The sequence below is a fragment of the Anaerolineae bacterium genome (assembly GCA_025062375.1).
Classification (GTDB): domain Bacteria; phylum Chloroflexota; class Anaerolineae; order SpSt-600; family SpSt-600; genus SpSt-600.
Map to the genome: position 1 here is coordinate 21,870 of JANXAG010000006.1, position 24,968 is coordinate 46,837.

At 50.1% G+C, this 24,968-nt stretch carries 19 protein-coding genes, 2 tRNA genes and 1 other RNA gene; 10 read left to right on the top strand and 12 right to left on the bottom strand.

Annotated elements, in window-relative coordinates; all coding sequences use genetic code 11:
- Nucleotides 1–384: 384 nt before the first annotated feature.
- Together NZ653_02930 and NZ653_02935 are read left to right on the top strand one after the other, a co-directional pair.
- Nucleotides 385–525 (top strand): hypothetical protein, encoded by a 141-nt coding sequence (locus NZ653_02930; protein ID MCS7286087.1) that lies wholly within the window; start codon nucleotides 385–387, stop codon nucleotides 523–525.
- The gene (locus NZ653_02935) at nucleotides 507–1,874 is read left to right on the top strand and encodes an MFS transporter (protein ID MCS7286088.1); all 1,368 of its coding nucleotides are present in this window, start codon (nucleotides 507–509) and stop codon (nucleotides 1,872–1,874) included. Before NZ653_02930 ends, NZ653_02935 begins: the two co-directional genes overlap by 19 nt.
- Here NZ653_02935 and NZ653_02940 read toward each other — a convergent pair.
- Genes NZ653_02940 through trpD form a run of 3 tightly spaced genes read right to left on the bottom strand, consistent with a single transcriptional unit; the run spans nucleotide 1,842 to nucleotide 5,571 of the window.
- Nucleotides 1,842–3,722 carry an immune inhibitor A gene (locus tag NZ653_02940; GenBank protein ID MCS7286089.1) on the bottom strand — a complete coding sequence of 627 codons (1,881 nt, stop codon included), beginning with the start codon at nucleotides 3,720–3,722 and terminating at the stop codon, nucleotides 1,842–1,844. The two genes, NZ653_02935 and NZ653_02940, sit on opposite strands and share 33 nt — an antisense overlap.
- Nucleotides 3,719–4,546 carry a hypothetical protein gene (locus NZ653_02945; protein MCS7286090.1) on the bottom strand — a complete coding sequence of 276 codons (828 nt, stop codon included), beginning with the start codon at nucleotides 4,544–4,546 and terminating at the stop codon, nucleotides 3,719–3,721. Before NZ653_02945 ends, NZ653_02940 begins: the two co-directional genes overlap by 4 nt.
- Nucleotides 4,547–4,560: 14 nt before the next feature.
- Nucleotides 4,561–5,571, bottom strand: a complete 1,011-nt coding sequence (trpD, locus tag NZ653_02950; protein MCS7286091.1) for an anthranilate phosphoribosyltransferase — start codon at nucleotides 5,569–5,571, stop codon at nucleotides 4,561–4,563.
- A 643-nt stretch (nucleotides 5,572–6,214) separates the two neighbouring features.
- Between trpD and NZ653_02955 the strand changes: the two genes are divergently transcribed.
- Nucleotides 6,215–6,288 (top strand) — tRNA-Val (locus NZ653_02955).
- A gap of 10 nt (nucleotides 6,289–6,298) precedes the next feature.
- On the opposite strand, the gene NZ653_02960 is transcribed toward NZ653_02955, so the two are convergent.
- From NZ653_02960 to ssrA, 6 genes are all read right to left on the bottom strand, one after another.
- Nucleotides 6,299–7,576 (bottom strand): DUF6206 family protein, encoded by a 1,278-nt coding sequence (locus NZ653_02960; protein ID MCS7286092.1) that lies wholly within the window; start codon nucleotides 7,574–7,576, stop codon nucleotides 6,299–6,301.
- Nucleotides 7,563–8,891, bottom strand: coding sequence for an aspartate aminotransferase family protein (locus tag NZ653_02965; protein ID MCS7286093.1), 1,329 nt, complete (start codon nucleotides 8,889–8,891; stop codon nucleotides 7,563–7,565). Before NZ653_02965 ends, NZ653_02960 begins: the two co-directional genes overlap by 14 nt.
- Nucleotides 8,892–8,894: 3 nt before the next feature.
- Nucleotides 8,895–9,302 carry a cytidine deaminase gene (gene cdd / locus NZ653_02970; protein ID MCS7286094.1) on the bottom strand — a complete coding sequence of 136 codons (408 nt, stop codon included), beginning with the start codon at nucleotides 9,300–9,302 and terminating at the stop codon, nucleotides 8,895–8,897.
- 21 nt (nucleotides 9,303–9,323) lie between these two features.
- Complete coding sequence (locus NZ653_02975) at nucleotides 9,324–10,730, bottom strand: LCP family protein (protein MCS7286095.1); 1,407 nt, start codon at nucleotides 10,728–10,730, stop codon at nucleotides 9,324–9,326.
- A 15-nt stretch (nucleotides 10,731–10,745) separates the two neighbouring features.
- Nucleotides 10,746–11,810, bottom strand: a complete 1,065-nt coding sequence (locus tag NZ653_02980; GenBank protein MCS7286096.1) for a site-2 protease family protein — start codon at nucleotides 11,808–11,810, stop codon at nucleotides 10,746–10,748.
- Between the two features lie 67 nt (nucleotides 11,811–11,877).
- Nucleotides 11,878–12,236, bottom strand: a transfer-messenger RNA (tmRNA) gene (gene ssrA, locus NZ653_02985).
- A gap of 308 nt (nucleotides 12,237–12,544) precedes the next feature.
- Between ssrA and NZ653_02990 the strand changes: the two genes are divergently transcribed.
- From NZ653_02990 to NZ653_03000, 3 genes are all read left to right on the top strand, one after another.
- Nucleotides 12,545–12,616, top strand: a tRNA-Glu gene (locus NZ653_02990).
- A 28-nt stretch (nucleotides 12,617–12,644) separates the two neighbouring features.
- Nucleotides 12,645–13,982, top strand: coding sequence for a TldD/PmbA family protein (locus NZ653_02995; protein MCS7286097.1), 1,338 nt, complete (start codon nucleotides 12,645–12,647; stop codon nucleotides 13,980–13,982).
- A 21-nt stretch (nucleotides 13,983–14,003) separates the two neighbouring features.
- Nucleotides 14,004–15,098, top strand: a complete 1,095-nt coding sequence (locus NZ653_03000; GenBank protein MCS7286098.1) for a fructose-1,6-bisphosphatase — start codon at nucleotides 14,004–14,006, stop codon at nucleotides 15,096–15,098.
- Between the two features lie 18 nt (nucleotides 15,099–15,116).
- Here the strand turns inward: NZ653_03000 and cas4 are convergent, their stop codons facing one another.
- A complete protein-coding gene (gene cas4, locus NZ653_03005) occupies nucleotides 15,117–15,617 on the bottom strand; it encodes a CRISPR-associated protein Cas4 (GenBank protein ID MCS7286099.1) in 501 nt (166 codons plus the stop codon).
- Nucleotides 15,618–15,636: 19 nt separating this feature from the next.
- Here cas4 and NZ653_03010 point away from each other — a divergent pair, with 19 nt between their 5' ends.
- Complete coding sequence (locus NZ653_03010; GenBank protein MCS7286100.1) at nucleotides 15,637–16,806, top strand: DUF2029 domain-containing protein; 1,170 nt, start codon at nucleotides 15,637–15,639, stop codon at nucleotides 16,804–16,806.
- Nucleotides 16,807–16,842: 36 nt separating this feature from the next.
- On the opposite strand, the gene NZ653_03015 is transcribed toward NZ653_03010, so the two are convergent.
- Nucleotides 16,843–17,919: an ABC transporter permease gene (locus NZ653_03015; GenBank protein MCS7286101.1), complete on the bottom strand. Its 1,077-nt coding sequence runs from the start codon at nucleotides 17,917–17,919 to the stop codon at nucleotides 16,843–16,845.
- A 2-nt stretch (nucleotides 17,920–17,921) separates the two neighbouring features.
- Nucleotides 17,922–19,034, bottom strand: a complete 1,113-nt coding sequence (locus NZ653_03020) for an ABC transporter permease (GenBank protein ID MCS7286102.1) — start codon at nucleotides 19,032–19,034, stop codon at nucleotides 17,922–17,924.
- Nucleotides 19,035–19,312: 278 nt separating this feature from the next.
- Between NZ653_03020 and mutL the strand changes: the two genes are divergently transcribed.
- From mutL to pbpC, 3 genes are read left to right on the top strand one after another with little or no spacing between them, the layout of a single operon-like run.
- Complete coding sequence (gene mutL, locus NZ653_03025; GenBank protein MCS7286103.1) at nucleotides 19,313–20,944, top strand: DNA mismatch repair endonuclease MutL; 1,632 nt, start codon at nucleotides 19,313–19,315, stop codon at nucleotides 20,942–20,944.
- Between the two features lie 16 nt (nucleotides 20,945–20,960).
- Nucleotides 20,961–22,385, top strand: coding sequence for a B12-binding domain-containing radical SAM protein (locus NZ653_03030; GenBank protein ID MCS7286104.1), 1,425 nt, complete (start codon nucleotides 20,961–20,963; stop codon nucleotides 22,383–22,385).
- 1 nt (nucleotide 22,386) lies between these two features.
- Nucleotides 22,387–24,945 (top strand): penicillin-binding protein 1C, encoded by a 2,559-nt coding sequence (gene pbpC / locus NZ653_03035; protein ID MCS7286105.1) that lies wholly within the window; start codon nucleotides 22,387–22,389, stop codon nucleotides 24,943–24,945.
- The last annotated feature ends 23 nt before the right edge of the window (nucleotides 24,946–24,968 follow it).

A 24,968-nucleotide genomic window follows, 5' to 3' on the forward strand; every position in this document is an offset into this window, starting at 1 on the left:
CACCAAAACCCGATAAGGGCAATAGTACTTTAGTTCTATGCTCCAAAGCTGAAAAGGGGGCCAGACCTTTCCACCAACTTTCATACACTTTGCACAGAAACTTCCACTCTGATATACTTAGCGTAGATTTCAATAAAAATTAAGCGCAAATGGGAAAAAAGCCCTTTGTCTAAAATTGAACTGATGGCTCTCATAACTGCCCTTTCGTGGGGGGGTTCTACCACTGGGATGGCCAGGATTGAACCCCTTTGTCTTCGATAAAGCTCGCCTCAGCCTAATGGTCCTTGAGCTAACCAGAAACCTTCATAAGTTCAATCACCTTTACCTTATGGAACTTTTGGACCTTTCCTGGTACACGATGGACCCACTTCTTCTGAGGCTTGGATGGAAGGGGATTACCTTATTACCTGGGCTGATTTCCCTATCGTTAAAGAAAAGTTTAAAATAGCCGTGGAAATGCATTACCACCTTTCTATGGAAAGAGTTCGTGGGTCAGAGGATGGCATATGGATGAAAGAAAAGTAACTCTCTGGGTAGCAGCCCTCGGAGCCTTTGTGGCCCCCTTCATGGGCTCTTCTTTCAACATCGCTCTCCCCTCCATCGGGAAGGAGTTTTCGGCTGGGGCAGTTATTTTGGGCTGGCTGGCTACCCTTTACCTCTTAGCTTCGGCGGTCTTCCTGGTTCCTTTCGGCAAGCTGGCCGACATCTACGGCAGGAAAAGGATTTTCCTGGCAGGTCTTACAGTATATTCCATCGCTTCTATTCTGTGTGGACTCACCACTTCTCTGAGGGTTTTCATGGTCCTACGCATCTTGCAGGGGATGGGAGCAGCAGCTATCTTCGGAACTGGAGTTGCTATCCTTACCTCTGTTTTTCCACCAGATGAAAGGGGCAGAGCCCTGGGAATCAATGTATCCTCCACTTACCTAGGCTTATCTTCAGGCCCTTTCCTGGGGGGCCTAATGACTCAATACCTTGGCTGGAGAAGCGTTTTCTTCCTTAATGCCTTCATAAGCTTACTGGCTGCAGGAGTTACTTTGAGTAAACTTAAGGGTGAATGGAGAGGAGATCCGAAAGGAAAGTTTGACCTCACCGGGTTCTTTGTCTACGCTATTGCCCTTTCAAGCTTCATTTATGGATTCTCTCGTTTGCCCCATGAAGTGGGTTGGCTTCTCACTGGGCTTGGAATTGTCACCCTCTTTTTCTTTGTTTGGTGGGAAAATCGAGAGCAGAGCCCTCTTTTGAGCATGAGGTTATTCCGGGGTAACCCTGCTTTTACCTTTTCCAATTTAGCAGCCCTCATAAATTACAGCGCTACTCATGCTGTGAGCTTTATCTTGAGCTTATACCTTCAGTACGTCCGGGGCTTTTTGCCAGGAAAAGCTGGGACCTTCCTTGTAGCTCAGCCCATTGTGATGGCCTTTCTGTCCCCCCTGGCTGGCAGAGCCTCAGACTGGGTTGAGCCCAGGATTTTGGCTTCAAGCGGGATGGCAGTAATAGTCGTAGGGCTTCTTCTGCTATCCTCACTGGGGCAGAATTCCCCCATTGAGTTCTTGCTGGCAGTGCTGGCTTTTCTGGGAGTTGGGTTTGCTTTCTTCTCTTCCCCTAATACCAATGCCGTAATGAGTTCGGTGGATAAAAGGTTTTATGGCGTAGCCTCAGCCACCCTTGCCACTATGCGCCTTACAGGTCAGATGCTCAGCATGGGCATCGCTACAATGGTCCTGAACCTATTTTTAGGGAATGCGCCTGTTAACTTCCAGACTCTCCCAGCATTCATGAAAGCAATGAAAGTCCTTTTTTACTTTTTTGCTCTCCTATGTTTCGGGGGAATCTTTGCTTCACTGGCCAGGGGAAACGTGCGTGAAGCTTAGGGTATAACGAGCAGGCTCAGAAGTAGCAGGAGCAAAGGCGCTAACCACCACTACTGCTCCGAAGTTCAGGACTACTTCAAAGGGGATATCATCGGCAAGTTTCCAGCGTTTAACTGATGGCGGTTTTCCCCCTTCAATTGCTTGAACTATCCACCCCTGTTTGACTACCCCATCAGTGTAGACGAAACCATTAGGCACCCATCCCCCGTAGCCCCTTTCAAAATCTTCATGGTAGCCAATCTCTGGTATGGTTACATTATCAATGAAAAAGCCCGGGCGATTAACAGCATCATCCGTTATGCATTCAAACCGCAGAAGGATTTCCTTCCCGGCCCATGGGGTGAGGTCCACTACCTCCTCAATCCACCCCCCTGATTTTCCGGTATAACCATAGCCCAGATTATGTCCTACCGGGTTTTCTGAGGTAGAGTGAAGCCCCCGTAGAATTTTCCAGGTTTTGCCTCCATCGGAAGAAACCTCCAGGTAGGCGTAATCGTAACCCTTTTCCAGATCATACCATGTCTGGAAGCGCAACGTGGCCTTATCGGTGTTTTTGAGGTTGAAATGGCGGGTGAGGGTTGAATTGCTCTCATCGCCTCGCCCCGACCACCACATGAATTTTCCGCTGTAAGGGGCAGGGGGGCCTAAAGTAACGGTTGTATTTCCGGTAAAACGCAGGAGGACAGGGTTTTCGGTCTGGATTTTAAAATAGTCGGTGGCGTACTGATGGACGGTCTCCGTCAAGGTGATGGGAAGGGTGGAAATTATCGCGGAGATTCGGGGTTTGGGAAGGTCAAGTTTATGATAACCGTAACCGGAGTCCGGATCATCCAGGTAATTGGCTACAGCCCAATCGGCAAAGAGGTCTTCAAAGCCGTAGCCATGGGGAGCCAGAACTTCATTGAAAGCTTGAGGGCCGTTTGATGGCGATTTTACCAGCCGCTGAAATGCTTCTTCGCCAAAGCGTTCCCAGAAATAGAGCATGAAGAGGAAGCTTGCTCCATAGTTAGGGTAAGCTTGCTCAAGGTCACCGGGCCAGGAGGTGAGCTGGGTATCGGGCTGCTCCAGGAAAGCTCTGGCAGCACCATCCTCTGAAAGGCCGCTCAGGAACTCCGCCATCTGAGAAAATCCTTCGTTGACCCATGTGTCCTCATTGCGATCTATGTACCACTGGAGCATATGCTGAAGTTCATGAACTAAAACCGAAAGATAATGTCTGGTCCCAGGCCTCAGGACTTGAAGGTTAAGGTAGAAGGCATTCTTCTCATTGGAATGAGCGTATACCTGGCGGGGGTAGTTATCGCTTCCGGAGAAATAGCCCCCAACTCCGGGCACAGTGCCGTTGAAGATGTGGATGCAGGAATTGCTCCAGGGAACAGGAGAGGATGGTGGACCGAAAGTCTCCATGATGTGGGGGTAAACCTCTTTCTCCAATTGTTCTACAGAAGCTCTAAGGGCTTTCCGGTCTACTTTAGCTCCTTCTTCCACCCAGACACAGAAGTTTGGGGTTAGGATGGATAAAGTGGCGGTAGTGGTAAAGTAGCGATTTGAAGGATGGTCAAGGAGCCAGAAAACAGCTTTCTCACCGGGGTGATGGAGCGCGGGAGTTGGGGTAGGGATTGGTCCCGGAGGTATTTTACCGAGCCTTGCGGCTATATCCCCCAAATCCCTGACCGGGAGTTCTGATGGTATCGGGTCAGGTACAGGGACGGGGGTAGGAGTTGGAGTGAACTGCGGAGTCGGAGAAGGCAAAGGAACTGGAGTGGGGCTTGGGGTAAAGACGGGATTGGGAGGAAAGCATCCTGAAAGAAGAAACAGGGCAAAGATGATGGGGAAAATCTTTTTCAAAGAGGTTCTCCTTCCACTAATTTGCTCCAGGCCCTTTCAAAGGCTGGAAGGAAGAAGCTTTTGCTATCGCCGGGGAAAGTTTGAGCCAGCTCCATACATAGGGAACGGAGCTGCCATGCCGCTGAGGCAGACAGGTGAGCGGTAATCTCCTGGATTCTGGTAGCAATGTAAGGGGCATAGGGTATTGAAGGGTAGGCAAAGAGGATGTTTTTCAGCATAGTCGCCAGATATAAAGCTCGGCCGATAGCATTGTTTTCTATGAATTTCCAGATTGATTTTTCGCTTTCCTCCAGACTAAGTTGATCCAGGGCAAGGTTCGTGTGCTCCGGGATAAAGCCGCAGCGGACAAGGAGCCTGGCAACGGCTAAATTTTTAATCCCTGAAGCTATAAGGTAAAGAAACCTTTCAAGGTGCTCTGTATCCCATCCTTTTTCCCGGCCACGACGAACAGCTTCAGGAGAAAGGCGATAACGGTAATATTCCTGAGAGCCGTGGAGGATGGAATGAGCGGCTGCCACCAGGATGGAAGCTTTGGCTATTATGGGGGCAAGCTTGGTTAAACTTTCAACGCAGGCCACAATGCGAGGTGTGCCAAACCAGGCCTCGTGGGTGACGGGATAGTCTTCGGAAACTCTAACCCCAAGCTTTTTCTCTTCTTCTCTCATTATCTTTTCGCGTCGGCTTACCGTATCCACCACGACAATTTCCAAGGTCTCCGGTGTCCCAAAGGGAGACCGGCGATAGAGCTGGGTGATAGTCTCCACAATCTGTTTTATTTCTTCCTCAGGCACATTACCCTGAACCGAAATGTTGAACTGCACCATATACTCCCACCACCTCACCTGTTGGTAAATTGAACCAGCTGGTTGAGTTTTTCCATAGCCCGGCCGGAGTCTATAGATTCCCGGGCCATCTCTAAAGCCTCTTCCATGTCGGAGGCTTTGCCTCCTATGAGGATGGCAGCAGCGGCGTTAAGGAGCACTATATCCCTGCGGGGGCCCTTTTCCCCTTCGAGGATGGATCTGGTTATAGCAGCATTTTCCTCAGGTTCCCCGCCTTGAAAGTCGGAAAGTCGGGCTCTGGGCAAGCCAAACTCCGTCGGATCCAGAGGGAAAGTGGTGACAGTTCCTCTTTCGAGGCGGCTCACTTTGTTAACTCCAGTGGTGGAGAGCTCATCCAACCCATCGGCCCCATAAACCACGAAGGCCGACTGGCTTCCCAGGGCTTTCAGGGTCTGAGCCACCAGCTCTGTGAGGCGACCATCGTAGAGGCCCAGGACCTGCCTCTTGGCTCCTGCCGGATTTACCAGGGGTCCGAGGAGATCCAGGACAGTGCGCACTCCTATTTCTTTGCGGGCCTGGAGGACGTGGTAAAGGGCCGGGTGGAAGGAAGGGGCATATATGAAGCCTATCCCTACTTCATCAATGCAACGGACGATTTTTTCAGGGCTTAAGTTGAGGTTTACCCCCAAGGCATTCAGGAGCTCTGCGCTTCCACATTTACTGGAGACAGCCCTTGCCCCGTGTTTGGCCACGGCCAGGCCTGCCCCTGCTACTACAAAGGCAGCAGTGGTGGAAATATTGAAAGTTCCCCACGGATCTCCCCCCGTCCCTGAGATGTCCACCAGGTCTTCACGGGCGGGCTTTATGAATAGGGCTCTTTCTTTCATCGCCATAGCACATCCCTGCAACTCCTGCGTTGTTAGCCCCTTTATCTGCAAAGCCACCAGGAAACCTCCAGCCTGCCAAGGGGAAACCTTTTCGTCCAGGATCAGGCTCATAGCCTCCTGGGCTTCTTCTGGAGAAAGGCTTTCTCCTTCTACGAGGCGGGAAATGTATTTGCGCAACAATTTTTTCCTCCTCAAAGATATTTCCAATCCATTATACCCCTGGCCTCAACTTGGTGCAAAAGTCTGAGGCCTCCGTAATGGGTCAAAGGAGCCAAGAACCACCTGCGCGGTATTCTGTACTCAGGTCCCTTGATATCAAATTTCGTGCCTTCAATACCATCCAAGCGATAAGTGCAAGCCAGGAAATGAGTCCCGGTTGCCCATCGCCGGTAGTTCTCTCAATGAGGGTGTGCGGGCAATTATCTCCGTTCCAAAGCCCATTTCCGAGCTAACGTTTGCCCTGCCCATTTCTTTTGAAATTTAGCGGGAATGTGCCAAGCAGAGGTTGTGGCATTTACGCCTTTCATGGGCAACAGCAAATATCCGGGGTGTCCTACCTTTTTCCAAAATCGCCTCTACCAACTTAACCTTGGCTTTACCCACATTCCAGAAGGTATCCAGAGCCCGGAGAACCAGGGTAGATAGGGCCCGCCCCGCTCACCCTTCAATCCCTGCTTGCCGCCCAAAACGGGCAGCAAATGATGGAGATTTACCAACCACCGGATGGCTTTCAGGGTGGGTTTGTCCAGATGCTCCAAAAATGCGGGCTGAGGTTCGGATGCTTGCTTCAGAAGGCATTTTGTGATATAATATAAACAGAAGTGGGCGGTTAGCTCAGCTGGTTAGAGCGCAGCGTTGACATCGCTGAGGTCACTGGTTCGAGTCCAGTACCGCCCACTTTTAATTTTCAGAAAATTGGTTTGGTCCAGATGCGGTAAAGTTCGGTAAAAAGAGCAATATACTTTACCCTTTTGCCCCCGAGGAGCCTGAGAGAGCGCCAAAACCTCCATATGAAGACGTCTTTTTTGTAGTATCTTTGCACTTCTTCCCAAGTAATGGGGGGCCAGTTTTCTTGCCAAAAAATGGAAAAAAGAGCCTCATTGCTCAACTCAATCAAAAGAGGTACCAGGTCAGGCCTGTGGCGAACTATGAAGTTTGAGACAAAATCCAGCATTATCGTCCGAAAATTGTAGTAACGGTTCAGCACTTCCTTGTCAAGGTTCAAAGCCTTTATAAGCCTCCGGGCAAAGGATGGAAGAGTTTGAAGGTAAATTTCAGGGCTAATTACGTCTCGCCCTTCTATGCGGATCATGGGGACAGTGGTATCAAGGTAGATAAGGCCTTCGTTCCCAGTCAGAGTCTCAGCGCTACCTTTAAACTCTCTGATTGCCCAATTGGGGATTTGGCCATCTATCCCTATCTGGATCCCCTCGCGAGCGTGGCGTTTGTTAAAATTGTAAACTTTGCCGTATTCTTTCAAAATCATCCGGTAAAGGATTGCAGCTGAGGTAGAGGTGAGTCTCTCTAAAAATCTGCCCACGCATACTCGCTCGGGATCTATCCTCCCTTGAAGCATGTAAACCGTCACCGGACCTGGCCCTTTGCCAGCAATCCGGACATCAAAGGGAGGAACTTCTACACCCACTTTATCCCGAAGAAGCCGGTTGTATTCTAAATACCAATAAGCATGATACTCCGCCGCCTCGCGAGATGGGAAGGGGAGCATCTTTTTGAAAACCATCCTTACGGGTTTTCCAGTTTCTGAATCGCACCATAAATCAAGCGGGCTTCCTTCTAAATCCAACACCCTGGTTATTTCTCCGAATCCAAGGAGGGTAACCCGTAGCTTTGGCCTCATCCGGAGTTCCGCTTCTCTTATCATTTTGTTTAGCGCCTGGCATGCAGCTCGCCAATAGCTTTTATAAAGCTTGCAGGCTTGAGGCGAACCCTTTTCCAACTCTGGCCATAGGCTTTCCATTTCCCTTACATAACCCAAAAATCTGCTCCATAAACTGAGAAGATAACTGGCAGCAAGGGGGGAAGTAACGGATTGAAACCATTCAGCCAAGTCATCGGGTTTTAGAGCGATAAAAAAATCCAGAGCTTTTCGGGCCTCACTAAGATAAAGGCCTGATTTAAGGCCAAGATCTTTCAGCTTTTTCCAGTCTTCTTCAGAAAAGGGCATCCAGAAACCTCCGCATGGGCCCTTCAAGTTTCACATTCATGACATCAATGTGCGGAGGGATAAATCTCCTGATTTTCTCCAACGCCTTTATAGACTTTTCAAGCGCCTCCAGAGCCTCTGTGGCTTCTTTTTCAGTGATAATAAGCGGGGGAAGAAACTGCAAGACCCGCCGGTCGTTGTTGGCAAAAAGGGCCAACACGCCGTTCTCATATAGCAACTTGGTCATGAGGGGGCCACAGTTGCGGTCAGGGAAGACGAGGCCTATCATGAGGCCTTTCTGGCGAATTTCCACCAGGGTGTTGGGGTATTTGCGATGCAAATCCTCAAACTTTTCAGCAAAGAAAGAGGCCATTTTGTTAACGTGATTCAAAAATTCTGCTTTGGCCGTTTCTTCCAGAACTTTTAGTGCTACCACACACCCGAGTTCAGCTCCGCCAAAAGTGGAAATGTGGATGAAAGGGTTTTTATCCAGGAAAGCGTTGAGCTCTTCACGGTAAGAGGTGGATGCTATCGGATAAAGGCCGCCACTCAAGCCCTTCCCTGCCACTAAAATATCAGGTTCAACTCCCCAGTGCTCTATAGCCCAAAACTTACCCGTGCGCCCCAAACCGCTCTGCACCTCATCCAGAATGAGGAGGGCCCCATATTTATTGCACAATTCCCTGACTTCTCCGAAGTAATCCTGCGGAGCTATGGGCATGCCCAGGGTGGCAGGAATTGTCTCCAGAAGCACAGCAGCCGTTTCATCGTCTATTTCACGCGCTAAAGCCTGAATGTCAGCGAAAGGGACTTGAACGAAACCTGGAGCCAGGGGGCCAAATGGCTCACGATACTCTGGGTCTCCGGCAGCGAGGGCTAAACCAGTGTGTCCGTGATATCCTCCCTTGGCTGAGATAATTTTAGGACGCCGGGTGTGAGCTCGGGCAAGCTTTATTGCAAAATCAATGGCTTCCCCGCCTCCTACAGCAAAGGTAGTGTAGGGAAGAGAACCCGGGGCAAGCTCTGCAAGGCGTCTGGCAAGCCTCGCTCGATGCTCGGATATGAGATGATGGTTGCCTATATCAAGCTCTTCTAAGGCTTCCCTCAAGGTCTGCAATATAGCAGGATGCCGATGGCCTAAATTGAACACTCCTCCATTGCAGTGGCAATCCAGCAATCTTTTATGGCCGTCTACGTCCCACAAATAGACTCCTTCCCTCCTCCCCGCCACAAAATCCATCCCGAACCCTGTCCAGGTGCGAGCTTTTCCAGAGGAAACAAAGGAGGAAAAGGTTTCGATGATATCTTTTTTGGACCACTGAGCTATAAAGGGCAAGGTTTACCTCCATAGAAAACGAGAGGTAAAGCCGAAAGGGTAAAGCTCTCTTAGGGTAAGGATTTTACTTTCCCCTTCGGCCGAGACCAAGATTACTTGGAAAGAGGAAAAGTCTTCGACAAATTCGGCCATGACCTGGAGGCACGCTCCGCAGGGAGGTGCTCCGTTAGGAGTGGCCACAGCTATGCCTGAGAAATCCTTTTCCCCTTCGGAAATGGCTTTGAAGAAAGCGATCCTTTCAGCGCATACAGTGAGGCCGTAGGAGGCGTTCTCCACGTTGCACCCGGTGTATATAGTGCCCGAGCGGCCTAAGAGGGCAGCGCCAACTTTATATTTTGAATAGGGAGCATGAGCTTTTTCCCTGGCCTCTAACGCCTGCTTGATGAGGGTTTCAACCATCTCTTTTTCCATAGGGCTCACCCTTTTCACGAACTAATGGTCGCTTGGGAAACTGAAGTTTTTTCCTACGATCACTCTGATATCTATGCCGTGGAGGTTAACAGGGCTATGGCGTATCTCTTCAGGTCTAACGTTGAACAGGAGGGCCAGTTGTTCCAAGGTATAACTTTTGTAGGTGTAGTTTACAATGACGGTGCGCTGATAGTCGGTTCGGTCAGCGGGGCCGTAAGCTACTATTTGGAAACCTTTTTCCATGAGAAATCTGGCTACTTTTTCTGCCAGCTCTTTGTCTTCCGTGCCGTTTTGGACCACTATTTTAGCTCCTTCTGCGGCCAGCCTCTGCTTTTCCATAGCATCTTGGGTCAAAAGCCGGCTTGCCGGTGGGGTAGGGGTGGCAAAAAGCTCTTCTATCAATGGGCGGATTTTCTCCCTCACAGGAATCAGAACATCGGCACCGCTTGGAGTTACAGTGTTTATGCACATGGAACTACCGATGATGGCTCTTTTTATGTTTTGAGGCTCTATTTCTCGCGCTATGGGGGCAAGCTCCAGGATAACTTCTGGAGGAATGTCGGTCTGAATTGTATCGGAGAAACTCTTGATTAATTCCGGAAGTTTCGGCAAAAGTTTGGGGATTAGATCCAGACTCATAACTCTTTCCCGCACCGCCATTATTATCTGCTGCTGACGGCGAAGCCTATCAAAGTCTGATGCACCATGTCGGGTGCGAGCGTATTTCAAAGCTAAATCCCCATTCATGTGATGCCATCCTGCCGGGATATAAAGGGGTTCATAACCGTAACCATCGTACGCAGGATAGGTGGGGTCATTTATTTCCTCTTCTACGTATATTTCAATCCCTCCGATTAAGTCAATTATCCGTTTGAATCCCTCAAAATTTATCTTCACGTAATAGTGAACAGGAACACCGAAATTGTACTGGACGGTCTTTTTGGCCAGGGCTGGGCCACCTCCAGGGTAACCGTGTTTATCCCCAAGGTAATTTGCAGTATTTATCCGGCCTTCGCCGTAGCCGGGAATTGGAACCCAAAGATCCCTGGGGATAGAAAGCATGGAAACTGTTTTAGAGTTAGGATCCACACTAAAAAGAATTATGGTGTCGGTCCGAGCAGGTCCCTTCTCACTGGGGCGCCTGTCTTCTCCCAAGAGGAGGATGTTTATCCTTTCGCCTCGCTTTATGTCAGGAAGATTGAGGGCTTCCTGGTATTCCTGGCTCTGTTGCAGATGGAAAGAAATTCCTGGCATTTTGTCAAGGAAAGAGGAGAAGAAAGGATTTGAAAAGTAAGAAGAAGCCCAAGCCTTTGCTGTCAGGTAAATCATAAAGGCCGTGTAAAGGGTGGCCACCAGGAAGAAGATGAGGAGAAGCAAACACATTCCTTCTATCCAGGCATCAACCCTGAATTGTTTTGAGCTTTCCAACTTTTATCACCTCCTTCAATAAACCAATACGAGGGGCTTAGGGGTAAAAAGGAGGGCGAAAATTATGAACATGGCTACTGCTATAAGGCGATCTGCTGGCTTCAGAGGGGTAACCTCGTCCATAGGCCTGGCGTGTTCTCTCCCCAGAAAGGCGATGAGCAAGGCCCAGATAAACCATCCCTGCCACCAGAAGCCCATTATTATTAAAGCGCCCACGATGAACCAGGTTAGAAGCTTGGCTTTATCTCCCAGGACAGCGTAAGCTATGTGTCCTCCGTCCAGTTGTCCTGCCGGAATAAGGTTGAGGCCGGTGACCATAAGGCTTGCCCATCCGGCGAAAGCCATGGGGTGAAGGAAGACATCTTTCCCACCAGAAGGCAAAATTTGGCCAAAAATCATGAGCTTGATCAACAAATAGAGGATTGAATTGCCCTCCATATAATAAGGGCGATCGGTTGGAAGGCTTTCTACTCTGGAAAGCAGAAGTCCTATGATCAGCATTGGTATACCAATCACGAGGCCGGCAAGAGGTCCTGCTGCCCCTATCCTCAAAAGGGCCCTGCGGTTTAGAGGTGGCGATTTCATCTTAATTATAGCCCCCATAGTTCCGAAGGGGCTCAGAGGCATAGGGATAAAGTATGGGGGGCTTACAGAAGAACCAAACTGTCGGGAAACAAAGTAATGGCCAAGTTCATGAGCCACGAGGCTACCCAGAAGGGCGACGGCAAATAACAGGCCAGAAAGCAGACTGGGCCTTTCTCCCATGAATATTCCGGTGAAAATTACCGAAAGGAGGGTGAGAACAAAAAGCAGTAGACTTAAAAACTTAGCTGGAGGGGATTCATGGATGACACCGGGAACAGTTACGACCTGCAGTCCTTGTTTATCTTTCCGAAAAAGAGGAGTATAGCCCAAGGGTTTTAATTCAGCGCTCAAGAGCGCGTAAGCTTTTTCTGGTTCGTAAAGAAAGTAACCTCTGAAGCGAAAAGCTCCCGGCAAATCAGGCAAGGGGGAGAAATTCTCTATACGAAAGACTTTCCCCACTGCCCTGAGTAGAAACTCTGGGATTATCTCTTCCATAATTATTTTCAGGCCTTTTAATTTTAAATTAGGCCAGGCAATGTCCTGAAGACACCGCCTGGCCCTAAGGTGGAGATGGCGGGAGTTGAACCCGCGTCCAGAGAACTTGGCCCGGGATGGTTTACAAGCTTAGTCGGCTACTTCGTCTCGCCCGAAACCTCCTGAGCCGACCAAGGTGTTTCGGGCCAGCCGATCTCTTCTTAAATGGCCCTATCGGCGTCAGGCCATCGCACCCCGAATTTTCTGACGCCCTTCCCCAGCTCTTCGGGGCTAAGCCAGGGAGGACGTGGCTGCTCCATTAGGCAGCCATCGGAACGGTTGCGTAGTTGGCACTTCTTTTTTTAAAGAACCCCTGTTTTACGAGGTTGGGGCACCTCGGCTTGCCACCCAGGACCACCGGTTCCCTGTCGACCCCACATCATCCCCTCAAGCTACTTAAATTATACACCCGAAAGGGTGCACTGTCAAATTGCTTTGAGGCCGTTTGAAATCCCTCAAGATTATGAACCAGTCACGGAGATGGCCCTGAACGCCAGAGCTTTTTGCGCTCAGCATCCAGTGCCTCATCGGATAAGCCACCTCTGTTTTTTGCGAAAGCCGTAATCCCTGCTCCGGCAAATCCTCCCCGTAGCTCCCGATTTCTCCACACTTCATTCTTATCCTGGGGCTTTTCAAGCAGCCTTTCAAGTGTGCTTGACAATAAGCTAAAGCTATGCTATATTTTTAAGCGGTATGGCGCATTCGTCTAGAGGTTAGGACGCGGGCCTCTCAAGCCCGAAGCAGGGGTTCGAATCCCCTATGCGCCATTTTTTATTTTAGCCCCAGGAGAAAAATATGATAGGTGAAGAAAAAGCCCGATTAATTTGTCAAAAGGTCCTTTCTTTTTCTAAAGCCGACCAAACAGAAGTCCTGCTCATCGGATACAACCGCCAGCTTACTCGTTTTGCAAACTCCTATATCCACCAGAATGTTTACGAAAGCGATGTCCAGCTAAGAGTAAGGGTGATAATAGGTAAACGCGTTGGAGTAGCAGTTACCAATCGTCTGGATGATCTTTCTATAAATCAGGTGGTAGATAACGCTATGGCCATTGCTCGCCTTCAACCAGAAAATCCAAACTTTAAATCGCTACCTCGCCCCGCTCCAGTTCCAGAGGTTAAAGTTTTTGATGATAAAGTCGCTTCCCTTTCACCGTCTGATAAAGCTGAAACGGTGGGAAAAATTTGCCGTAGGGCAAGGGAGCTGGGCCTCGTGGCTTCAGGGGCATATAGCTCTGAAACTTTTGAAGTAGCCGTGGCTAATTCCCTGGGCATATTCGCCTACTCACCAGGTACCGAGCTTTCTTTCAGCACTGTGATCATGTCCGACACAGGTTCAGGTTATGCGGCTGGAATAGGATGGCAATTGGAAAGCCTGGATCCGGAAGCCCTTGGAGAAGAAGCTATGCAGAAGGCCCTCAAAAGTCGTAACCCCAGAGAAATTCCTCCAGGCATTTACCCTGTTATTCTGCAAGAATACGCTGTCGCTGATATGATCGCTACCCTGGCTTACCTGGGGATGGGAGCTCTGGCTGTCCAGGAAGGGCGTAGTTTTATGTGTGATAACTTTGGCAAGCAAATAATGTCTCCCCTTATATCTATATGGGATGATGGCCTTGATCCTTCCGGATTGCCCAGGCCTTTTGACTTTGAAGGAGTCCCTAAGCAGAAGGTGATCATCATAGAAAAAGGCGTGGCTAAGAACGTGGTTTTTGACTCTTATACTGCTGGAATTGAAGGGCGAGATTCCACTGGGCATGCTCTTCCAGCTCCCAATACTATGGGGCCTCTCCCTATCAACCTCTTCATGGCTTCCGGTTCATCATCCTTGGAAGAGATGCTAAGTTCGCTGGACAAAGGCCTCCTGATAACTCGCTTCCACTACACTGTACCCGTAGATCCGAAACGCACCGTGGTAACAGGGATGACCCGAGATGGAACATTTTGGGTTGAAAAGGGAGAAGTAGCCTATCCGGTGAAAAATCTCCGTTTCACTCAAAATTATGTGAAAGCTTTTGCAGCGGCCGAGGCCGTTGCTTCATATGCTCGCCTCGTCCCAACCGATATGGGAGGGGTGAGAGCTCCAGCAATAAAAATAGCTGAATTTGAATTCACTGGAGTTACAGAGTTCTAAAGTTCCCAAAGGAGGGAAAATATGAAAGTCACCTTGAGCGTGATAAAGGCCGATATTGGGGGCCTTGTGGGACATTGCTATATCCACCCCGACCTTCTGGAAATCGGGGAAGAGTCCCTCAAAAAAGCTCGCAATGAAGGTCTCGTTATGGATTACCATATTACAGCGGTTGGCGATGACTTGCAGCTTATTATCACCCACAACAAAGGCGTTAATGCTGAACCAATTCACCGTTTAGCCTGGGAAACCTTCGAAAAGGCCGCAGCCAGGGCCAAAGAGTTAAAGCTATACGGGGCCGGGCAAGATCTCATAAAGGAGGCCTTTAGCGGAAATATAAGAGGTATGGGGCCTGGCCTGGCCGAGATGGAATTTGAAGAACGTCCTTCGGAACCCATTATTATCTTCATAGCTGATAAAACCTCCGCAGGCGCCTGGAATCTTCCGCTTTACCGAATTTTCGCCGACCCCTTTAACACCATCGGTCTGGTAATTTCCCCATCAATGCATGATGGGTTCGCTTTTGAAGTCCACGATGTAAAAGCAGGAACGAAAGTTCTGCTCAAATGCCCTGAAGAGCTCTATGATCTTCTTTTGTTAATTGGTTCTCCATCCCGGTATGCGATAAAAGCCGTATACCACAAAGCCACAGGCGAGATCGCGGCTGTATCTTCTACCGAACGTCTTTCCCTCATTGCCGGACGCTACGTCGGGAAAGATGACCCGGTATGCGTGGTGAGATGCCAGCATGAATTTCCAGCGGTTGGGGAGGTGCTGGAGCCATTCGCTTTCCCCCACCTGGTTGAGGGATGGATGAGGGGTTCCCACCACGGTCCCCTTATGCCGGTAGCCTTGCGCAATGCTACTCCCACTCGCTTTGATGGTCCCCCAAGGGTGGTAGCTCTGGGCTTCCAGTTAACTCAAGGGCATTTAATCGGACCAAAAGACCTGTTTGACGATCCCAGTTTTGACGAAGCGCGACGTTTCTGCAACGCCGTAGCCGATTACCTTCGCCGCCATGGGCCCTTCGAGCCCCATCGCCTTCCTATGGAAGAGATGGAATACACAACTTTGCCCCAGGTCCTGGCGAAGTTAAAAGACCGCTTTGAAGAAATCTAAACCTTAGCCAGAGTAATTTCATCTGAAGCATATGGACCTATATCCGCATCTATGGCATTTTGAGCTTTCTTTCACTTCTGGCTCCTGGCCCAGGGTTAAAGTCTTTCGCATCTCTTCCACAATTTTAAGAAGCTCGGCCTTAAGAGCTGGCGTATACTTTACACAAAAATGCCCATCTCGATAAGCTATAATGCCGTAAGGGGGGACAAAACCTGTGTTTTCCTCTACAAGGAGACAATAGGCTACGAGCTGAAATACATGAGAAGCATAGGGGGAATGGGGAGAGCGCCCGGACTTGATTTCCACGGGGATGAATTGGCCTTTTTCCTGGAAAAGGTAATCTGGCCGGCCCACAAGACGATGGCGGGGAGAAAAAAGTTCACGCTCGCACCGGCTCCATTTCTGCGAATCAGCTATATGAAGTTTCCCGCGAGGTAACCCCATGGCTTTCTTTTTTAAAGTTACCAGGGCTAGAATACCCAGAGCAAGCAACAACAGCGAAAGCCCCAAAAGAAGCACGCTTCCCTCCCGCTCCAAATTGCTATTTACTCTACTGCTCGCCTTTATTTTAGCATTAAATGTGACTTTTACCCAACGTATCTTTACTTCTCGTTTTCCCGGAGCTAACGATTTTTTCTCCCGCTGGGAGGGAGCGAGGGTTTTCTGGCAAGAAGGGCTCAGCCCCTATTCCCAGGAAGCCACTCTCTCCATTCAGAGGGGAATCTACGGCAGACCAGCATACCCCTATGAAGATCAGGGCCTGTTCGTTTACCCATTTTATACCGTTTTCTTTCTTTTCCCGTTAGTATGGTTCCCCTATTCTTGGGTTCAAGCCTTCTGGATGGTGCTTCTGGAATTTTTGTTGCTGACAGGATTTTGGCTTTGTATTGATCTGTTCCGGTGGCGTCCTCCCTTGACTCTTCTGGCCCTGACCGGCCTATGGACCATTCTTTTTTACTATCACGCCAGAGCCATAATCCTGGGTCAGTTTGCTGTGGTGGTTTTCTTTTTCCTGGCTCTTTCCCTTTGGGCTTTAAGTAAGCGCAAGGACTTCTTAGCTGGTGCCTCGCTGGCCCTTACTACTTTTAAGCCCCAGATGGTTTTCCTGGCTATCCCCTTTCTCCTCCTGTGGTCTGGCTATAAGAAGCGGTGGAGTGTAATTAAAGGTTTCACCGGGGTTATGGCCTTGCTCTTAGGACTTTCCTGGATTGCGGAACCCCACTGGTTCCAGGGATTTTTAAGCCAGGTCAGAGCTTACCCGGCTTATACGATTTTTGGCTCACCGCTCTGGATTTTAACTTCTTATTACTTTCCCGCCCTCGGAAAACCAGTTGAAGTCATTCTAACCCTGGCATTGCTTATCCTTCTGGGTTACTTCTGGGCCTTAGTTCTCAAAACTGAAAACGAATTTGTTTTCCATCAGGCCTTTGGCCTCACCCTCGTGGTGACTAATTTGATAGCTCCTCGCACTGCCACCACTAATTATGTCGTTTTCCTCATCCCCATCTGCTTTCTCTTTTCTCTTACGCGCCGTCACCTTTGGATTGCCCTGGGGGAAATTTTGAGCCTTCCGGCTTTCTGGGCTCTTTTTATCCTGACGGTGAAGGGAGATTTTGAACAGCCTCCTATGTATATCCCTCCGCCTTTCATCCTCCTGGCGGCTCTTCTGATTCAAAGCAGCCGCTTTCGCATGGCTTTCAGGATTTAACCCCTGATCCTGACTTCCCGTGGCGGAAGAGGTCATTTACTCCAGACTCCGCCTCACGTTCAGGGAAGCAATCGTGAGGATCACTATGCCCAGCAGTAAAAGCGTTAAAATTCTGGGCCAAAGCTCAAAGAAGCCGGCCCCTTTCAGCATTATGCTGCGTATTATAAAAAGGTAATGCTGAAGAGGGACGAAAAAGGCTATAATCCTGAGGTGGGTGGGCAGGTTTTTAATGGGGACGATAAATCCTGAAAAGGCTACATCTACCATAACCTGGATGAAAACGAAGAGGATGGCTTGTTGAGGATTGCGAGCCAGAGTTGATAGAGCAAGTCCCCATCCTGATTCTACCACTAAGAATAAGGCGGTAATAGCACCCAGCAGGGCTAAAGATCCCCTGAAGGGGACTCCATAAACTTTTGTAGCCAAAAGCAATAACAGCCAGAAGTTTACAAAGCCAGCCAGGAAAGCCACGAGTCCCTTGCCCAATATTATTTCTTCCCGACGCAGAGGACTTACCATAAGCTGTTCTATCGTACCCATCTCCCGTTCTCTCACAAGGCTGAGGGAGGCTATGGCAATGGTTATCTGATAGACGATAAAGCCCACCATAGCTGGCAAAGTGAAATGACGAACATCGTAAGTAGGGTTGAAAAGTATGCGGGTTTCCAGTTTTACTTTGTCTTCGGCTCTGATTCCGGTTTCCCGCAATTTACCGCTGGAGAAGGCATCAATTGCTTCATAGAGCCCTGAAAGTCCTAAGGATGCCGGAGTAACTGAGGAGCCATCCAGGAGAACGTAGATTTCAAATTCGCGCGATATTATAAGCCCCAAAGTAGCTTCACCCCTGGAAATTAGTTCCTCAAGCTTTTCCTGGCTTTCGGGATAAAAGACCACTTTGAGCCTGTGGGTTTCGTCAATTACCTTTACAAGTTCCCGGCTTGCCTTTGATTTATGTAGGTCCAGAACTGCTACGGGGATATCTTTTATCTCCCTACCGGTGGCTCTGGTCATCAAGGCGAACTCGAACATAGGGATAAGGAGGATGAAAAAGGTAAGGAGGATGTTGCGGCGCAGCTGTATAAATTCCTTCCAAATAAGGCTCACAATCCCCATATTTAACCGACCCTCTTCCGGAAGGAAGCGAAGCCAAGGCCGATAGAGATAAAACCAATAATCGCTAACATCAGGGCTGGTTCTATTAGTTGAGCGATTCCAAGCCCTTTAAGCATTACGCCTCTGCACACTTTTATGAAGTGAGTTGTGCACAGAGCATAGGAGGCCAGAAGATCAAGGGGCGATTCTTCTCTGAGCGGTAGCACAAGGCCAGCTATGAAGAAACTGGGCACTATGAAGTAAAGGAGGGTTAAAAACATGGTAGACTGCTGGTTTTTCACGCTCTGACCGATGAACAGCCCTACCCCCATGCTGGCCAGAAGGAAATCGAGACTTAATAGAAGAAAAGCCCAGACGCTTCCTCTGAAGGGGACTTTGAACCAGAAGGTAGCTACTCCGAGGGTTATAAAGGCACTTACAAGGCCCACCCCTAAATAGGCTGATAGTTTGCCCAAAAGATATTCCATACCCCGTATAGGGGAAGCAATCAACGCCTCGAAAGTTCCTGTTTCCCACTCCCTGGACAGGGACAAAGCCAGAGCCATGGCTGGCAACGTGAGGACAATAGCCATAAGCCCGGGTATGAGGGAAATCTGGGAATCAAGGCCGGGATTATAGCGTGCACGATAGAGAAGCTGCAGAGGAGGAGCAGAAACGGGAGGTGCAGGGGCTATTTCCTGCCCATACGCCTTTACCATCGCCTGAAGGTCGTAAAAAGTGCCTATAGCCTCAATTGGATCCATCCCATCCACCAGGGCCTGCACGGTAACCATTTCGCCCCTTTCCAGCTGCGAGGCAAACCCTGACCCTATCACGAAGATCACGTCCAGAGTGCCATTGCGCAAAAGTTCATGAGCTTCCCGATAGCTCCACACATGGCCTCTGTACTGGTATCCCCTCGTGGCGGATATCCTCTGGATAAATTGCCGCGAAAGCTCCGTCTGATCCAGATCCATTACCCCGAAATTTACGTTTTTCACTTCCAGGCCGAAGATAGAGCTCATTATCACCAGCAAAAATGGAGGGGAAATTATAACGAGGAGAATGGTCCTTATGTCCCTGCTTATGTGTTTAAGCTCTTTGAGGGAAATGGCCCAGAATCGCTTCAGGCTCATAGCTTTATTATACCCCCGATTTGTCCTTTGTCCAGATTGGTCGGGGTTCAGAGGAGGGTTGTGACAGGTGCTCTACGAGCCTAGCTGGCTTCATCCTCAGGATGCCATAGGGAGCGGAGGAAAGCCTGATAGCCGCCGCTCATCCGAGATTTCAGAGGACGCGATCCAGGTCGCTAGCCTGTGCCATTTTTCGGCAAATCTTGCCATAATTTTACTGGCGATTGGTGTCCTGACGGTTGACTTCAGTTAACCCTCAAGATATAATTTCCCCAAAAGCCATGCCCATAAGAATTCTTCCCCAAGAGGTAATATCCCGTATAGCTGCGGGGGAGGTCATTGAGAGGCCAGCTTCAGTGGTGAAGGAGCTGGTGGAGAATTCTATTGATGCTGGAGCTTTGGCCATAAGCATTGAAATAAGGGACGGGGGCCTCTCCCTCATTCGGGTTGCCGATAATGGCTCGGGGATACCGAGGGAGGATGCCCCTCTTCTGCTGGAAAGGTTTGCCACCAGTAAGATTTCCTCTCCGGAAGATCTCCAGGCCATCAGGACCCTGGGTTTCAGGGGGGAGGCTTTAGCCAGCATTGCTGCTGTATCCAAGGTTGAAATCCTCACCAGAGCAAAGGGTGAGGAGGTGGGGACGAGAATTAGAGCTGAAGACGGTGTTAAGACTATAGAGACAGCCGCCAGCCCTCAGGGAACCCAGGTCACTGTGCGGAATTTGTTCTACAATCTTCCAGCCAGAAGGAAATTCCTTAAATCCCATTTCCGTGAAGCTGAACTCGTCCGCACCACTGTTATCCGTTACGCTCTTTCTTATCCCCATATTGCTTTCAGGTTTACAGTTGACGGGAAAGAACGCTTTCTCGCCCCCAGCGCCAGGCCTCTGGAAAGGATAGCTCAGGCTCTAGGCAGGGATGTGGCTTCAGAGATGGTGGGGATAGACTGGGAAGGAGGGGATATCAAGGTGAAGGGTTTCATAAGCCGGCCTGCGCTGGGGAAGAGCGGACGGGATTGGCAGTTCTTCTTTATCAACGGTAGGCCTGTGAGAGCTGGGCTCCTGGCTGTAGTCCTGGAAAGACCTTACACTGGAAAGATTGCCCCCGGAAGAAGGCCTGTGGCCGTTATCTGGATTGAGGTGAACCCCAGCTTTGTGGATGTGAACATTCACCCCCGTAAGGCTGAAGTTCGCCTCGCCCAGGAAAGAGCCGTCTACTATGCTTTGGGTAAAGCTGTGGAAGAAGCTTTGAGCGCTTTCCCCCATAGGGAAGAATGTGCTCCAGTGGCATGGCCCTTTGAGGGGGTGTCTTACCTTCCGGCTGTGAAGGAGGTGAGGGAGGAATACTTCACCCCATCCTTTTCAATCCTTGGCCAAGTTGATTATACTTACATCCTGGCCTGGAGTTCAGAAGGGTTGATGGTGGTGGACCAGCATGCTGCCCATGAGCAGGTGCTCTTTGAAAAAATCCTGGAAGGGAAAGAGCGGTATCCCTTAGAGCCACCTTCGTATTTGGAGCTCCCTCTACCTGAGGCAGAACTTTTGGAAGAGCGCCTCGGGATTCTGCAGGAACTTGGCTTAGAAGCGGAGCCTTTTGGCAGAGGTGCTTTTGTTATCCGGGCAGCCCCTTTCCCATTATCATCGACTCTTTTACCAGAGCTTATGGAAAAAATCGTGGAAGAAATCCGGGAAACCAGTCGGCTTTCTGAAGAGGAGGTGCGGGAAAGATTGGCTTTGCGAATGGCTTGCCTGGCCGCTGTGAAGAAAGGCGATATACTTACTGCCGAAAGAATGCAGGAAATCGTTAATGAATTTTTCAACTCCTGGTCTCCATCCACCTGTCCCCACGGCCGGCCAGCTTTTTTCCTCCTGAGCCGGGAGGAAATAGAGCGAAGGTTCCTGCGAGGAAGATAGTACCGGGAGGGTGAAAATGAGGGTACTTTTTATTACAAGGCATGCCGATTATATTCCTTTTGGGCTTACGCATCTTTCCAGCATCCTTAAGAGAGAAGGACATCAGGTGGATCTGGTCATTGCTACTCATCAGGACCCCATCCAGGCGGCTAAGGAGTTTAAGCCGCAAATTGTGGGTTACACCATCTATACAGGCCTTCACCGCTATTACCTTGAACTCAACAAAGCCATAAAGGAGGCACTGGGTGGTAAAGTCCTCTCAGTTTTCGGGGGGCCCCATGCCACTTTCTTCCCCGAGGTGATTGAAGAGGAGGGCGTGGATGGAGTATGCATCGGGGAAGGGGAAGAGGCCATGGTGGATCTGGCCAATGCTCTGGAAGGAGGTTCAGATTACCTTTCAATTCCCAACTGGTGGTTCAAAAGGGATGGAGAGATAATCCGCAATCCCCTGAGGCCTCTGCTTGAAGATCTGGATTCTTTACCCTTTCCAGACCGCGAGCTTTTCTATTCCAAAGATGCTTTCAGTCGGGAGAGCGGGCTCAAGCATTTTATCTCCAGCCGTGGCTGTCCATACCGTTGTAGCTACTGTTACAATCAGGCTTTCAATGAGATATACCGCGGGCTGGGGAAAATCGTGCGGCACAGAAGTGTGGAAAACGTTCTGGAGGAACTCAGGTGGGTGAGAAGCAAATACCCCCTGCGGTTCGTGGTGTTCCTCGATGACCTTTTCATCTGGCCTCTGAAATGGGTGGAGGAATTTGCCGAGAAGTATCCGCGAGCGATAGGTTTACCCTTCTTCTGCAACGTGCGGCCGAACCTGGTGAGCAGGGAATTGGTGAGGCTTCTAAAGGAGGCCGGATGTCACAGCGTGGGAATGGGAGTGGAAACCGGCGATGAGGAGGTCAGGAGGAAACTCCTCAATAGAGATGTAAGCCAGGAACAAATTCTGGAAGCAGCTCGTCTTATCAAAGAAGCAGGTTTGAGGCTCATAACGACCAATATGATAGGACTTCCTGGTGGCTCTCTGGAGATAGACTTCAAGACTCTGGAGCTCAATATTGCCTGCCGGCCCGATTATGCCAACGTTTTCCTTTACCAGCCCTATCCCAGGACAGCCCTCGGGGAGTACGCGAGGGAACACGGCTTATTGGATGGTTTCTACGATGATATAGGACCGTCTGCCTGGGATCATTCCATAATCAAGTTTTCAAAAGGGGAAAAAAGGCAGATTGAGAACTTCTCTAAGCTTTTCGCCCTGGTGGTGGAGTGGCCTTTCCTGAAGCCGCTGGTGAGGTTACTTATCCGACTGCCGCCAAACCCTCTTTTCCGGCTTGTATACAAGCTCTGGAAGGGCTACACGATAAAGGCTAGGATTCATCCTTATCCAATCTCTCCAAGGGAGTTCTGGCAAACAGTCAGGCATTTCCTGAGGATGTATTGAAATGAAGGGGAAAAAAGAGCGAGAGCCGTACGCTTTCCTTTTGTGGGCTTTAATAGTTTCTTTCCTGGTTTCAAGCCTTTTCATTTCGGTGGGAGCCGCAGGGGCGGTTTTAGTTTACGCCTATGTTGCCCCGCAGCTTCCCCCACCGGAAGAGCTGGCCCAAAGAGCTGTGGCTTTCTCCAGTTCTAAGATTTACGATCGGGAAGGCCGCCTCCTCTACGAAGTAATCCCGCCAGGAGGAGGTAGGAGAACGGTAGTACCCCTGAGTTCTATATCCCCCTACCTTATAATGGCCACTGTCGCTACCGAAGATGCCCGCTTCTTCCAGCACAGGGGGGTCGACCCTCTCGCTATCCTGAGAGCTCTCTGGCAGGATATTAGGGCAGGTAAAGCAGTATCTGGAGCCAGCACGATACCTCAGCAACTTGTCCGGAACCTACTCCTCCCTCCTGAGGAGAAAAGCCAGCGAACTTTGAAACGCAAGATAAAAGAGGCAATTCTTGCGGCAGAAATATCCCGCCGCTATTCCAAGGAGACCATCCTGGAACTTTATCTGAATGAGATTTATTACGGCAACATGGCCTATGGGGCCGAAGCCGCTGCCCAAACTTACTTCGGAAAGAGCGCTTCTGAGCTCACCCTCGCCGAGGCCTCCTTCCTGGCCGGATTACCCCAAGCTCCGGCCACTTACGACCCCTACACTAACTTCAAAGCCGCCAAGGCCAGGCAGGCGGATGTCCTGCGGCTCATGGTTGAGGCGGGTTACATAACTCCGGAGGAAGCCGAGAAGGCTTATCAGGAGGAACTTAAATTAGTTCCACCGCGCTTTGAAATGAGAGCACCCCACTTTGTAATGTACGTCCGTCAGCTCCTGGAACAACGCTATGGACCAGAAGTGCTCTACAGAGCTGGCCTCAGGGTTTACACCACTCTTGACCTGCTCCTCCAGGAAATGGCCCAGGAAATCGTAAAGAGGCAGGTGGAAAAAATCAAAGAGAGAAAGGTGACCAATGGAGCTCTGCTGGCCATAAAGCCACAGACCGGGGAAATCCTGGTTATGGTAGGAAGCGCCGATTTCTACGACGAAAAAATCAGTGGGCAGGTTAACATGGCTTTAGCTCCCCGTCAGCCAGGCTCAGCCATAAAGCCTATCACTTATTTGGCCGCTTTTGAAAAAGGCTGGACCCCCGCTACGGTGATCTGGGATGTTCCAGTAGAGTTCCCCGATGGCTATAAGCCCACCAATTACGACAACCGCTTCCATGGTCCCGTTACGGTGAGGGTTGCCCTCGGAAGTTCCTACAATATACCCGCTGTAAAAGCTCTGCAGTTTGTTGGGATCCCTTCTTTCCTGGAGATGGCCCGACGCCTCGGTATTACTTCTTTCACCAGGTCCGATTACGGCCTTTCCATAACCCTCGGTGGGGGGGAAGTGAGCCTACTGGAACTCACCGCCGCCTACGCCGTTATAGCCAATGGTGGCAGGAGAGTCCCGCCGGTGGCCATCCTCCGGATAGAAGATGCTGCTGGTAGAGTTCTGGAGGAGTACACCCCACCACCCGGAGACCAGGTTATCTCCCCTCAACATGCTTACCTTATAACTCACATCCTGGCCGATAACTGGGCCAGGACCCCTACTTTCGGCCCTAACAGCGTGTTGAAGCTTTCAAGACCTGCTGCTGTCAAAACCGGCACAACAGACGACTGGCGTGATGGCTGGACTATAGGCTATACACCGGACCTGGTAGTAGGAGTGTGGGTGGGGAATGCCGATAATTCTCCAACCAAGAGGGTTCCGGGTGTGAGGGGAGCCGGCCCTATCTGGCGTGAATTTATGGAAAAAGCCCTTGCCAATGTTCCACCGAAGGATTTCCATCGCCCCCCAGGGATTGTGGAAGCAGAAATATGCGCTAAATCGGGGGCAAAGCCTTCTGAATATTGTCCCGAGAGAAGGATGGAACTTTTCGTAGCCGGGACAGAACCCAATGATCCGTCAAAAGATTTCTATCAGAAAGTTCGGATAGACAGGCTCACCGGAAAGCTCGCCACCGAATATTGCCCTCCCCATCTGGTGGAGGAACGCATCTATGAAGTTTACCCTCCAGAAGGGGAATGGTGGGCTCTGCAACACAACATACCTCAGCCTCCCAAGGAATACTGCCCCCTCCATACATTTTCACCCGAGGTCAGGATTGATTACCCCCTGGAAGGGCAAACACTCCAGGGCTTGATTGAGATCAGGGGTACGGTTAAGGTTCCGGATTTCTCCCACTACATAGTGGAGTATGGGCTTGGCCCTGACCCGGCGCGGTGGACGGCAATTGCTGGGCCGGTGTGGGTAATGGTAGAAAATGGCCTCCTGGCCCTATGGGATTCTTCGCTTGTGGAAAATGGATTTTACACTGTGAGGATTGTAGCCTTTGACCGTCTGGGCAATTTCTGGGAAGCCCGGGTGTGGCTTACGGTCTTCAATCTAGTACCCACCCCAACTCCAACCCCAACACCCGAGCCTACCCCAGTTCCTGCTTCTCCCACTCCTGCTGCGACCCCCGAACATTAAACTTCTAAAGGAGGTCAGGTAAG